General features: G+C 36.0%; 10 protein-coding genes. 7 read left to right on the top strand and 3 right to left on the bottom strand.

What is annotated here, in order from left to right; all coding sequences use genetic code 11:
• The first annotated feature begins 103 nt into the window (after nt 1-103).
• From GFU89_RS04340 to GFU89_RS04320, 5 genes are all read left to right on the top strand, one after another.
• On the top strand, nt 104-598 hold the full coding sequence (locus tag GFU89_RS04340) for an RNA polymerase sigma factor (protein WP_318845981.1): 495 nt from the start codon (nt 104-106) through the stop codon (nt 596-598).
• 340 nt (nt 599-938) lie between these two features.
• Nucleotides 939-1,751: a FecR family protein gene (locus GFU89_RS04335; protein WP_318845980.1), complete on the top strand. Its 813-nt coding sequence runs from the start codon at nt 939-941 to the stop codon at nt 1,749-1,751.
• Nucleotides 1,752-1,822: 71 nt separating this feature from the next.
• On the top strand, nt 1,823-5,047 hold the full coding sequence (locus GFU89_RS04330; RefSeq protein ID WP_318845979.1) for a SusC/RagA family TonB-linked outer membrane protein: 3,225 nt from the start codon (nt 1,823-1,825) through the stop codon (nt 5,045-5,047).
• A gap of 4 nt (nt 5,048-5,051) precedes the next feature.
• A complete protein-coding gene (locus tag GFU89_RS04325) occupies nt 5,052-6,455 on the top strand; it encodes a RagB/SusD family nutrient uptake outer membrane protein (RefSeq protein WP_318845978.1) in 1,404 nt (467 codons plus the stop codon).
• A gap of 16 nt (nt 6,456-6,471) precedes the next feature.
• Nucleotides 6,472-7,350 carry a glycerophosphodiester phosphodiesterase family protein gene (locus GFU89_RS04320; RefSeq protein ID WP_318845977.1) on the top strand — a complete coding sequence of 293 codons (879 nt, stop codon included), beginning with the start codon at nt 6,472-6,474 and terminating at the stop codon, nt 7,348-7,350.
• Nucleotides 7,351-7,432: 82 nt separating this feature from the next.
• On the opposite strand, the gene GFU89_RS04315 is transcribed toward GFU89_RS04320, so the two are convergent.
• The 3 genes from GFU89_RS04315 to GFU89_RS04305 all read right to left on the bottom strand — a co-directional run bounded on the left by GFU89_RS04315 (nt 7,433) and on the right by GFU89_RS04305 (nt 10,937).
• Nucleotides 7,433-8,254: an alpha/beta hydrolase gene (locus GFU89_RS04315; protein WP_318845976.1), complete on the bottom strand. Its 822-nt coding sequence runs from the start codon at nt 8,252-8,254 to the stop codon at nt 7,433-7,435.
• A 205-nt stretch (nt 8,255-8,459) separates the two neighbouring features.
• A complete protein-coding gene (locus GFU89_RS04310; RefSeq protein ID WP_318845975.1) occupies nt 8,460-9,248 on the bottom strand; it encodes a PhzF family phenazine biosynthesis protein in 789 nt (262 codons plus the stop codon).
• Between the two features lie 66 nt (nt 9,249-9,314).
• On the bottom strand, nt 9,315-10,937 hold the full coding sequence (locus GFU89_RS04305; RefSeq protein ID WP_318845974.1) for an AraC family transcriptional regulator: 1,623 nt from the start codon (nt 10,935-10,937) through the stop codon (nt 9,315-9,317).
• 608 nt (nt 10,938-11,545) lie between these two features.
• Between GFU89_RS04305 and GFU89_RS04300 the strand changes: the two genes are divergently transcribed.
• Complete coding sequence (locus GFU89_RS04300) at nt 11,546-11,983, top strand: helix-turn-helix domain-containing protein (RefSeq protein ID WP_318845973.1); 438 nt, start codon at nt 11,546-11,548, stop codon at nt 11,981-11,983.
• 409 nt (nt 11,984-12,392) lie between these two features.
• Complete coding sequence (locus tag GFU89_RS04295; protein ID WP_318845972.1) at nt 12,393-13,280, top strand: hypothetical protein; 888 nt, start codon at nt 12,393-12,395, stop codon at nt 13,278-13,280.
• The last annotated feature ends 6 nt before the right edge of the window (nt 13,281-13,286 follow it).

Here is a 13,286-nt window from a genome sequence, read left to right as displayed (position 1 = left end):
TATTATGATTATGAATTTAAACTTAATATGAATTTAATATGATTGACATTGCTTTTAGATACTTTTGCATCATTGAGTTGTAGGTTCAAAGATATTTTAAAGGATGGATCATTTTAAAGAAATATATTCCGGTTACAAGCACAGGGTGTATTTTTTTGTGGCAAAATACCTTTCGGAAGAAGAAGATATTGAAGAAATTGTTCAGGATATTTTTATGCATGTCTGGAAATATTTATCCAAAACCAATTCACCTTCAGAAATTGAAGCACTCATTTTTAAATCTGCCAAACAGGAAATCTCCAACTTTTACCGTAAAAGGAAAATGATCTTTGTTCCGCTGGAAAATTCTACGGAAAATCAGGATGAAGAAACCTCCGAAATCGAAAAGCAGCTGCAGCAGGAAGATCAACTCAAAAAGATAGAAAACCTTCTGGAACAGGTTCCTGAAAGAAGCCGTGATTTTTTCATAAAAAATAAAATCCAGAATCTCAGCCTTTTTACCATTGCTCAGGAAAATCATATTTCCAAAACAGCTGTTGAAAAACATGTCAACAAGGTTTTGAAATTTCTAAGGACCAACTTGAATTTTTTCTTTTAACCTTTTCCGTTTATATTGATAACAAACTTCACTTCAAATCTGTATATCTAATTGTTTATTAGTTTTAATTAAGGCAGCTATATACAACTTACCTCATTGTCATCATGTAAAGCCTGGATTCTTCATTTCACTGCGTTACATTCTGAATGACAGAGTCATAATAATAAGAGAGCAGGATTAAGGTAAAGTTGTATCTAATTACATCAATTAATTTAAATAAAAATCAATTTCAACTTTAACCCAACATCAACCAATATGAACAAATCGTTAAATCAAAAAAATAGAGGTTGACGATTTTACACTTCCTGCGTATTCTCTAGTAAAGATCAAATAGGAGCATATGGATTTCGACAATCAATGGAAATCGGTCAAAGACGAAAATCGGAAAATGAAGGATTCGGCAGATCAGCGAATCTGGAATGGACTTGAAAATAAAATCAGGTTCAGAAAAAATACAAAACGGGTTTTATGGGCTGCGGCTGTTCTTTTGCCTTTATTTACACTGATTACTTTGTTTTCTACTGGAGATGAAATAAAATCTCAGGATCATCAGCAAATGGTTTTCAGGACAGAAAAGATTCAAAAAGAATTTATACTATCTGACGGAAGTATCATTACACTGGAACCTGAAAGTGAATTGAAACTGACGGATGATTTCGGAAAAAAAAACAGAAATGTTTCTTTTAAAGGGAAAGCATTTTTCAGTGTTGCTAAAAATAAAGCGCTGCCGTTTATCATTGATGCCAATGGATTTAAAGTAAAAGTATTGGGAACCAAATTTTTGCTTGATCAGAGATCCACAGATAAGAAAGTCTATCTGAAAGAAGGAAAAGTAAAAATTGATTACAAAGGGAATACAACATACCTTTTGCCTAAAGAAACCTGGCTTGCTGACAAAGATGGAGCCGAGAAACATTTTTACGATCAGGATGTGGTAAGAACATTTGATTTTAATGAAATGAAATTCGGGCAGGCCATTTCTCAATTGGAGATGACCTACAATGTTTCCATAACCTATCCTCAGCATTACAAAGAGAATATTATTGACGGAGACATCACCGGAGATCTGGATAAAGTTATTAAAACAATAGGGTTTCCATTTAATCTGACTGCAGGAAAACAATCAGCAAATCATATCATTTTAGAAAAATAATGCACCAGTAATTGGGGTTACCGATGCATTGAATATAAATCAGTCAAATAACAACTAATTTCAGCAAAGCTATGAAAAAAACAACAATTAGCATGATGTTGTTGGGTCTTTTGTGTGCGCCACAGTTTACCTACGCAGAGGCTAACAAATGTTTTCAACAGTCCGTTATTCAGCGGAAAACGCCTTTGATTAAAATCTTTGAAAAACTTTCAAAAGAGCATGGCGTAAAATTCTTTTATTCGGTTTCAGACCTGAAAGATATTCAGGTGGATGAATCTCAAGTTAACTTTCAGTCTTTATCAGCCTCTTTAGACTATCTGAAAAAAAATGTCGGTCTGGATTTTAACGTAGATCAAAAAACAGTGACGGTTCGTCTCAATGCAAGAGCGATGGCAAAAATTCAGAGAACCAATGCTCAACAATCTGCAGAGTATATAAATCCGATTAAAGACACGGTAAAATCAAGAGAAAAAAACATTGATGAGGTTGTTTTGGTGGGCTATGGGAAGCAGAGTAAGAAAAACAATTCAGGTTCTATTTCTTCTATTGACGAGAAGCAGATGAAAGGAGTGGCTTCCAGTAATTTTGGCGATATTATTGCAGGAAAAGCGACCGGAGTTCAGATTACTCAGGCCAATGCAAGCCCGGGAAGTTCGCCTTCAATACGGGTACGAGGTATTGGAACGTTGACGGCAGGTTCCAATCCTTTGATCGTTGTAGACGGGCTGCCATTAACTGAAGGTTCTAATCTGAATGCCATTGATCCTAATTCCATTGCCAAAATTGATATCTTAAAAGATGCCGCTTCAGCTGCAATCTATGGTTCCAGAGGAGCAAACGGTGTAATTATCATTGAAACAAAGCAAGGTAAAAAAGGCAGGATGGCCGTTTCTTTCGATTCCTACTACGGAATGCAGATGAGAAGTGATAATGTAAAACTAGTCAACGCGTATGACATGGCCACTTTTCTGAAAGAAGCCAGAGATAACAATTATCTTTCTAAAGGCAGTAACAGAAGCATTTCCGATAATAATGCGACAAGAATAAGCAAGGGAGCTTCTTTAAGAGAATTAATTCCGGATTATTTAGCACCTTACCTTGCAAAGGAGCCGGGATTAACGGATACCGACTGGTTGAATACAGTTATGAAACCAGCACCCATCAGCCAGACTTCACTGAATATTACCGGAGGAAGCGATAAGAGCAAATATGCTTTTACTATGAGTTATTTTAAACAAAAAGGCTTGGTTATCGGGACCGATTACGAAAAATTTTCCACCAGTATCAATCTTTCGACAGAGCTTACGGATAAATGGAAAGTGGGCGTAACAATGACGCCGTCTTACGCTACGGGTACCATCAATGCTTCAGAAAATTCAAGAAGCTATAATCCCTTGCAGATGGCTACGGCAATGTATCCATTTTTTAAACCTTACAATGATGACGGAAGTCTTGCCATTTCTCAACAGATCCTGGGAAATACAGCAACGGACGGAGCTTTGGTAGAAAATCCCGTGGCTGTTCAGGAAATGACCAACAGAAAATATACATTATTTAAAACATTCGGGAATATTTTTACTGAGCTTGAATTGTTAAAGGGCCTGAAATACAGATTGTCCGTAGGCGGAGATTATTCAAATTACGAATACAATTGCTTCGATCCTTCTACGGTAGGAGCGTACAGAGCACCAGCTCCGGATGTTACTTTTGCCAACAGAACAGAATATATCCGCAAAAATTATTTAATAGAAAACTTACTTTCATTTGATCAAAAATGGGGTGCTCACCGGGTGGATGCCATTGCCGGACAGTCTTTCCAGCAGGAAGATAATACACAGCTTTTAACTGAAGCCACCGCATTTCCTGATAACAGTATCCAGAATATTGCAGGCGGAACATCATTTAAAAATACATTAACACAATACAAATGGAGGCTGATGTCTTATTTTACCAGAGTCAACTACACGTTTGACAATAAGTATAACCTGATGGCTTCCTATCGTAGAGACGGTTCTTCCCGTTTTGGGAAAAACTCTAAGTGGGGGAATTTCTATGCATTTTCTGCAGGCTGGACCGTCAGTAATGAAAATTTCTTTCCTGAAAATAATTTCGTGACGGATTTGAAACTTAGATACAGTCTTGGAAGTAACGGTAATAATCAGATTCCTAATTTCGGGGCACTTTCATTGATGAATCCTGATAATTATAATTTTGGAGGAATGTTAGTACCGGGATACACAACGGCAACAGCCCCGAACCCGAATATTTCCTGGGAAAAGTCCAGATCAAACAATTTCGGGATCGATTTTTCTTTGTTTAAGAATATCCTGAATATTTCTGCAGATTATTATATCCTGAACAGAGATGGTTTGTTATTGGATGTTCCTGTTCCGCAGCAATCCGGTTTCAGTACCTCACTTCAAAATATCGGTAAGATCAAGAATTCCGGTTTTGAATTACAGATTGCCTCAAAAACGTTTACCATCGCTAAAGATTTTACGTATTCCGGAAGTTTTAATTTTTCAACCAATAAAAATGAAGTGTTGGCATTGGCAAACGGCCAGAGCCAGATTATCACGGGAGAAAATAACTTCTCTGTAACCAAAGTAGGGGGTTCAATTGGTGAAATGTACGGCTATAATATCCTTGGAATCTATAAAACTCAGGAAGAGATCAACAATTCACCACACATTACTGGAACCATGGTTGGAGATTATATTATGGAAGATCTGAATGGTGACGGAAAAATAGATGTCAACGATAAAAGAAGCTTTGGAAGCGGTGTTCCGAAATACATTCTCGGTTTTAATAATAATTTCAGATACGGACTTTTTGAGTTGAGCTTCTCATTATACAGCGAAATTGGGAAGAAAATCTATAATGCGGATGCGGTGACCACTTTAGAATCAGGAGAAGGCTTCGGAATGGCTTCTCAGTATTATTTTGACAACCGCTATAATGCAGTAACCAATCCTGATGGCTTTTTTGGGATGCCAAATATGAATTTCTCTAACAACAGGAAAGAAGCCAGAACTTCTAATCTATACTTTAAAAATGCAGATTATGTGAGATTGAGATCGCTTCGTCTGGCTTTTAATTTCCCTAAATCTATGCTTGAAAATATCGGGATAGAAAACGCACAGATCTATCTGGTAGGAAACAATCTTTTCACCCTGTCAAAATACAAGGGAATGAACATCGATGCTACTTCAGACAATGTTCTTACGCAAGGATTTGATCAGGCTTATTATCCGGTCGCTAAAATTTATTCTATGGGCTTTAATCTTAAATTTTAAAATCATGAAAAAAATATTCATTACAATATTCAGCCTTTCGGTGATGTGCTCGTGCTCGTCTGATCTTTTGAACGTTAATCCTGAGGCGCAGAAAGTATCCTCACAATTTTATACCAATTCCTCTGAAATTGAGCAGGGTATCATTTCGGTTTACAGTGCTCTACAGTATACGGGACAATATCAGCTGGCAATGCCTGCTTTGGGAGAATTACCTTCAGACAATACCTATGATGAGGTTCCTGCCAATGATTCTTTTACGTATGGTGAAATGGATTTTTTCACAATTCAGCCTAATAACAGTCTTATCGCAAGTGCTTGGAAGGACCATTATATCGGTATTCAGCAGGCAAATATTATTCTGACAAGGATTGGAAAAATTCCTGATATGACAGATGCTCTGAAGAATACAAGGATAGGCGAAATGAAATTTCTTCGTGCACTGATGTATTTTAATCTCGTAAGAATTTATGGTGATGTTCCATTGGTTTTAAAAGAAACCACGAATGTTAACGATTATTTCGGGCAGCCAAGAACTCCTGCTGCTGAGGTGTATTCCGCTATAGAAAAGGATTTGAAAGAAGCTATTGATCTTTTGCCGACAACAACCTCACAAAAAGGGAGAGTGACTAAAGGAGCTGCGTTGGGAATTATGGGAAAAGTACTTTTAACACAGAAGAAATTTGGTGAATCATTGACTTATTTAAATCAGATTGAATCTTTAGGTTACCAGCTTTTGCCTGATGTCAATAAAATTTTTGATGTCACCAATGAAAATAATGCTGAAATTATTTTCGATGTACAGTTTACTTCGGGATTGAACGGAAATTCGGAGGGAAGTACGGCATTTCAGATGTTCAGTCCTTCCGGATCGGTTTCGGGAGCTAAAGGTCACAATCTTCCGACCAAAGAAGTCTACAATCTCTATTCAGCCGGAGATACAAGGCGTTCTGCATACATTGGGCTCACTTCAAACGGAATTCCTTTCAGTAAGAAATTGGTAAAAACATCTAATACTATTGCCGATGGAGGAAGCAATTTTGTGGTGCTGAGATTAGCTGATGTTTTCCTGATGATGGCAGAGTGTTTTGCGGAACAGAATGACATTTCCAATGCGAATCTATATCTGAATAAAATTAAAACCAGAGCAGGAATTGCTGCCGTAAACCTTTCAACAAAAGATCTTCTGTTGAATGAAATTGACCGCGAAAGAAGGCTTGAATTTGTAGGAGAGGGCCACCGTTGGTTTGATCTTTTGAGAACCGGAAAAGCAATCCCGGTGATGACTGCTCATTTTGCTAATAACCCGGGTTACAGTACTGCACAGATTAAATCCTATCATCTTCTGATGCCTGTTCCGCAGGGACAGATCAATACAGATCCAGCTATTAAACAAAATCCAGGATATTAATTAAACATTTGAAATTATGCTAAACAATAAATTATTACAAATATTTCTTCTGAGTTTTTCTTCACTGTTCATTGCGCAACAAAAGAAAATTTCACTTTCTGATTTTCCTGATAATAAAGTAATGGTGGTTGCCCACCGAGGTGATTGGAGAGAAGCGCCGGAAAACTCAGTATGGGCAGTAAAAAAGGCCATTGAAAAAGGAGTGGATATGGCTGAAATAGATCTGGCCATGACCAAAGACAGTGTTTTGATCCTGATGCACGACAATACGATCGACAGAACGACAACAGGAAAAGGAAAACCGTCTGATTTTACACTGGACGAAATTAAAAAACTGCATCTGAGAGACGGACTTGGAGTGGAAACGCAAATGAAAGTTCCCACGTTACAGGAAATTCTGGAAATCTCAGACGGAAAAATTCTTCTGAATCTGGATAAAGGTTTTGATTACATCAAGCAGGTGTATCCTTTGGTGAAAAAAAGAAATATGCTTGATCAGATTTTGTTTAAAGGTCATGAATCTTACAAGGAGTTTAATCAGAAATACGGTGATATAAAAAATGATATTCATTATATGCCGATTATCCAGTTAGGCAAAAGTGATGATCTTACAAAAATATCAGATTATATCAAAAACTATAAAATCTACGGTTTTGAATTTACAGTAGGAACAACCGAGAAAAATCTGATTGATTTTAAATCTTTAAGAGAAAAAAAGGTCAAAATATGGGTCAATTCATTGTGGCCGCATCATAATGCCGGAAATAATGATGATCAGGTTCTGGATAATCCAGAGGTATATGATTGGTACATTAATAAAGAAGTCAACATTATTCAGACCGACCGACCGAAAGAGCTTATCAATTATCTGAAACGTAAAAAGCTTTATTATTAAGCAATTTAATTTTTAAAATATGGCCAAAACAAAAGGTGGACTGCAATAGTCCACCTTTCTTTATAATAGGTATATTCTGTTATTAAGACTGGATGAATTCCAAAAGATCTTTATTAATAGTTTCATGTTCTGTAGTCGGCATTCCGTGAGGAAAACCTGGGTAAGTAATCAGTTTACCGTTCTTTAATAATTTTGCTGATTTTATAGCAGAATTTTCGATAGGAACAATCTGATCATCTTCTCCATGTAAAACTAAAACTGGAATATCAACGGCTTTCAAATCTTCTGTAAAATCGGTTTCAGAAAATGCTTTGATTCCATCATAATGAGCTACAATTCCACCCATCATTCCCTGTCTCCACCAGTTTCTCTGGATTCCGTCTTTGATGTTGGCTCCTTCTCTGTTATACCCATAGAAAGGGAAAGTCAAATCAAAATAAAACTGGTTTCTGTTGTTCAAAGTCTGCTCTCTGATACCATCAAAAACTTCCATTGGAACCCCGTCAGGATTGCTTTCACTTTTTACCATTACCGGCGGAACAGCGCTGATTAATACAGCTTTTTTAGCTCTTCCGTTAGAATATTTATTCACATAGCGGATTACTTCACCACCTCCTGTAGAGTGTCCTATATGAACAACATCTTTTAAATCAAGAAATTCTACAAGTTCCGCTGCATCAGATGCATATTGTTCAATAGTGTGGTTGTAAATGTTCTGGCTAGAACGGCCGTGGCCTCTTCTGTCATGGGAAACTACTCTGAAACCTCTCTGTAAGAAAAAGATAACCTGTGCATCCCAATCGTCAGATGATAATGGCCATCCGTGGTGAAACATTAATACCGGTCCTTGTCCTTGGTCTTTGTAAAAAATCTCAGTTCCGTCTTTTAATGTAAATGTGCTCATAGTTTTAAATTTTTAATGTGAATGATTGTTTTATTTAATAATTTTTTGTTGTCTTAATTCTTTAGCAAATGTAGGACAGTTATCGTTCACTGAAATTAAACTAGATTAATTTCGTTCATATTTAATAAAAAATTTTTATTGGGATGATCTGATCTGCTTTTTCCCAAAGCTTTTGTCACAGGATTTTTTATAATATCCGCATTATTTACTCTATCCACAGATGTCCCATAGAATATGTTTTGGCTTTACCTGCTACAATCACTCTTTCATTTTTGTTTTCACAATAGAGCTGTCCGCCTCTCTCAGAAAGCTGACGGGCAAAAAGTGTATCTTTTCCTAATCTTGAAGACCAGAACGGTATAAGCGAGCAGTGTGCAGAGCCGGTTACAGGATCTTCGAGAATAGATGACTGGGGAGTAAAATATCTTGAAACAAAATCACTGTCAGTACCTGCTGCCGTTACAATAAGACCGCCAGGATCCAGATTGATAAGGTCAAAAACGGATCTTTCAATGTTGATATTTTTGATGTCATCCTCAGAATCATATACCAGAATATAATCTCTTGATTTGAAAACTTCTTTAGGCTGAATATTGAGCGATCGGGACAGGCTTTCCGGAAGAGTTGCAGCTTCAGGCATTCTGGAAGGAAAATTCATATAATAAATGTCCTCTTTAACCTCAACTGTTAATTCACCGCTCTTAGTTTCAAAAACAATTCTATTGCTCTGATAGTTTAAGATTGAAATCAGGCAGTGCGCTGTGGCAAGGGTAGCGTGTCCGCATAAGTCCATTTCTATTTCAGGCGTAAACCATCTTAGATGAATTGTACTGCCGTTATCAATAAAGAAAGCTGTTTCAGCTACGGCATTTTCGCGGGATATTTTTAAAAGGACCTCATCAGGTAACCAGTTTTTTAGGGGAACGACACAGGCTGGATTTCCATGGAAAATTTTCTCAGTAAATGCATCTATTTGATATAATTCTAACTTCATGATTGATAAAAATTTCTGTCTCTAACGAAGATACTCTATTTTTCAGACAGTTGTTGATGGATAGAATCATTCTGCTGCTTTTTCTTTTTTCAATTGGTTGATAAAATATGAAGGGCTTACACCTGTTTCTTTTTTAAATATTACTGCAAAAACTTCTCTTGAAGAGAAACCGCAAGCCTCGGCCAGATAGCTTATTTTATATTCTCTGAAAATAGGAGTGTCATAAAGCTTGTTTGTAATGAATTGAATCCGAAGCCCATTGATATAATTATTGAAGCTTTTGTTTTTATATTGTTTGATAATCTCTGAAAGATACCTTGGGTTGGTAGTAAGTGAATTGGATAAAGAAGTTAATGTCATATCCTTTTTCAGAAACTTTTCAGATTTTTCAAATTTTGAAAGCTTACTTAGTAATAAGGCTGTAGTTTCTTCCGAGATAATCAGATTATTTTCGGTTCCTTTATTCTCTGTTTTTATTTCAGTAGGTTGATTTTCAGAAATTTGAACTTCTTTTTTGAGGTTTTCAATAATTATTTCATATCGTTGATGAAGTTTATTTTGATTTCGTTTCCAATACCACCATCCTCCTGCAATAAGAATCACGGCAATGATGAAAAAAACAGCAGCGAACTGTAAGATATTATCCTGATGAACTTTATCTTGTTGCAGGCTGATTTTTTTGATAGTTTTATCGGCAGACAGCTTATTAGAATGAGCTAAACTATCGCTAAGGTTTGAATAAAGAGCCATATATTTGATGGTAGAATCTTTATTTTTAAGACTTTCAAAAGAATTAGTCAAAGTAGCATACGCAGCCACTCTGCTGGCAGGAGAATGTGTTTTCTTTTCTAATTGTAAAACTTCCTGCGCATACTCAATAGCTTCTGTATTTTTACCCTGTTCCGAATAGAAGTGTCCCAAATAATTTAAGATGGGAATTTTATCAACTTTCATGTGGGTAAATTTCCTTTGATTCAGGATGTTTAATGATTTCTGAAGATATTCTTCAGCAATATCCAGCCGTTTGGGCTTTGAAATCATGGCATAATGCATCCCGATATTCATATAAAGATAAGAGATCATGTCATATTTTTCGTCTGTTTGCCGGATGTTCCCAACATCACTTATTTTTTCTGTTTCCTGCAGGCTTTTTTTGAAATACAGTAAAATAGTATCCTGATGGGCTTTTTTGGGAATATAATAACCAGCTGTTAACCCCTGGTAAATATGAGCTCTGTTAAAGTGTTTTTTGTTCTCATCAGTAAGTTTATTGACATAATATTCTGCCTTATGAAGTTCTTTATAATTTTCATCAAAAAGACCAAGTGCCGAAAGGGCAGTCCCTCTCTCAATATATGCCATGGCAATAGATTCGTTATCATCAGCTTCTTTGGCTGCCTTTTCTACTTCATACGAGTATTCAATAGATTTTTCATTTTCACCAATATTATGATAGAGCATCATCAGGTTCTTCCCACTTGTAAGGATAGATTCTCTGTCATTAATGTCTTTAGCATCCTTGAATATTTGTAAATAAAGCTGAATCTTTTTTTTGGGATCAAGAGATGTATTTTTAGCTGATGCTAATTTCTTTTCTATACTTTGCTTTGTAATAGTTTGGTCATTTATTTGTGCGTGATAAAAACCGAAAATGATACAAGTGAACAAAAGAATAATGTTGTTTTTCATCCTAATTAAGTTGTTTTTTCTGTTTGCAATTTTAGCGCTATTTTAAGTATTTATCTGTCATTTAAATGTAATTATTTCGGAAATTATAATGCTGTTTTTGTAGATAAATATTTGATTATTAATTTAATCCGTATTAATAAGTGTTTTCATACATTGTATTCCCTTTTTATCCAATTATGTGATTTTAACCTTGTATTTTGCCTGTTCTGGGAATGTGATATTTTTCATTCAATAGATTTTTGACATTAAAATTATTCATAATAGAGGAAAAGTGAGTAGCAGAATTACAGATAAAAAAGAATGTATTTACTGTTCAAAATATTCTCAAACACAAAAGTCAAAGACAACCAAATATGCTGTAATATGAAGATTTTAGGGCATCAGTTTTCAGTAATATAAACCGAATTTCTTACTATATACTCTCATTTACTATATCCCAATCATCTACATTTGCGATTGAAGAATGCTTTACGCTGCGACAAGGATTTGAAAAATTACACTAGTTAAATCTAATGCCTGGAGAATAAAAACAGCCTTTGATATAAACACAAAACTCTAAACAAAAAAACCTGAATGATGAAAAAAATAACTGTAAAAGCTTTACGCCAATGATGCTGGATCTTAAAAACATTCATATAGGATCTCTGATAAAACTGCGTATTGAAGAACGGAATATCAATGTACTCCGGATATGTAAATTTCTAAAATGTACAGAAGAAGAATTAACCTCAATGTTCTCTGAAAAGTCTTTGGATTCTGAAATCATCCTGAAACTAAGTACGCTGCTGGAATATGATTTTTTCAGACTTTATTCTCAGTATCTGATCCTTTATGCTCCTCAAACCATTTCAAATGATCCTGAAAAAAAAACCGCTCTTCCTCAATACCGGAAAAACATCTATACAAAAGAGATGGTAGACTTTATTTTGGAACAAATTGGAAATGGAAATAAAACACAAATGCAAATCGTAAAAGAGTACAGAATTCCGAGATCTACTTTGTACAAATGGGTGAACAAATATGCACAATCAAAAAAGAAAGATTAATTAAATGAAAAACACGCCTGATTATAAAAAAATTTTTACCGATATAATCCACATAAAATTCCCTGAAAAAAAGGAAGTATGCAGCCATTTATTAGATAAATCCAATTTATCAATACTTGATATTATAGACCTCAATGAGCTTCTTTTCAGAAATTCTTCCAAAGAGAATAGTGTTTTTAACCAGACACACCGCTCTTATAATGAATCAGCGATTTATCAAATATTAGAATATCAGAAAAAGAACCGGCTGAACAATTCCCAACTTGCCGGACATTTTAAACTAAGCAGGAATACTGTTACTAAATGGAAAACTCTTTTTCCAATCTAATATTTCTTACCCTTTTGACAGATCTGCTATGATGATACTCCAATAGTTCACTTAAAAAATATAAAACAGATGAATAAAAAAATGATAATAGTACTACTGGGCGGAGTACAGGGCTTCTTTTCTCCGGTATATGCCCAAACAGGAATAGGAACCTCAAATCCTCAAGGCATTTTACATGTAGATGGTGCCAGGGATAATGCTGCTACCGGAATACCAACTGCAGCTCAGGCTGCAAACGATGTTATCATCAACAAGGCTACCGGTTTTTTAGGATTGGGAGTTCTTGAACCTAAAGTAAAGCTTGATATGAGATCTGCAGGCTTGGAAAATGCTCTGGGATTAAATACCACTACAATGAGTGCTGCTTCGGCCGGAGCAGGAGCCGTACGCTATGATGTCATCAATGCACCCGCAGGAGCCAAGATTGAAGTGTCAGATGGTTCAGTATGGAGCAAGGCTTATGTTGCTCCCCAGAAGTCAGTGGTAGTGGCACGCAAAATTACAAGCCAGTCCATAACACAGGGATCAGCGACCAATATTGGCAACTGGAATGTAGTACGTGATATGAGCAATAGTTTTGATGCTGCTTTAGGCATTTTTACAGCTCCCCGTGATGGTACATATACTTTTCTATTAACCTTTAATTTTAATGGAGTGGTTATAAATGACGGTTCCAGAGTTGAATCACAATTTTATAATACAACAACAAACACTGTGCTGGCAAGTGTGTATAAAACCTTCGGGCAATCTATGACAGGTACTTCCGATGATGCTAATGCAACCCGGTCTACCCAAGCCGGGGGATCAAGTACAGTTACCCTTACGTTGAGTGCCGGTACAAAAGTAGTGACGAGGCTTTGGCATAATCTCATTTCGAGCGGTGCCGTTACACTCAGGGTCACAAGCAATTCTACAGATCCCACTAATCCGGATGACGGGTTTAATAATTTAACAATTATCGAACATTAAAAAAAT

This window comes from Chryseobacterium sp. JV558 (assembly GCF_033712365.1).
Lineage (GTDB): Bacteria > Bacteroidota > Bacteroidia > Flavobacteriales > Weeksellaceae > Chryseobacterium.
This window is presented reverse-complemented; position numbering and strand designations above follow the sequence as displayed.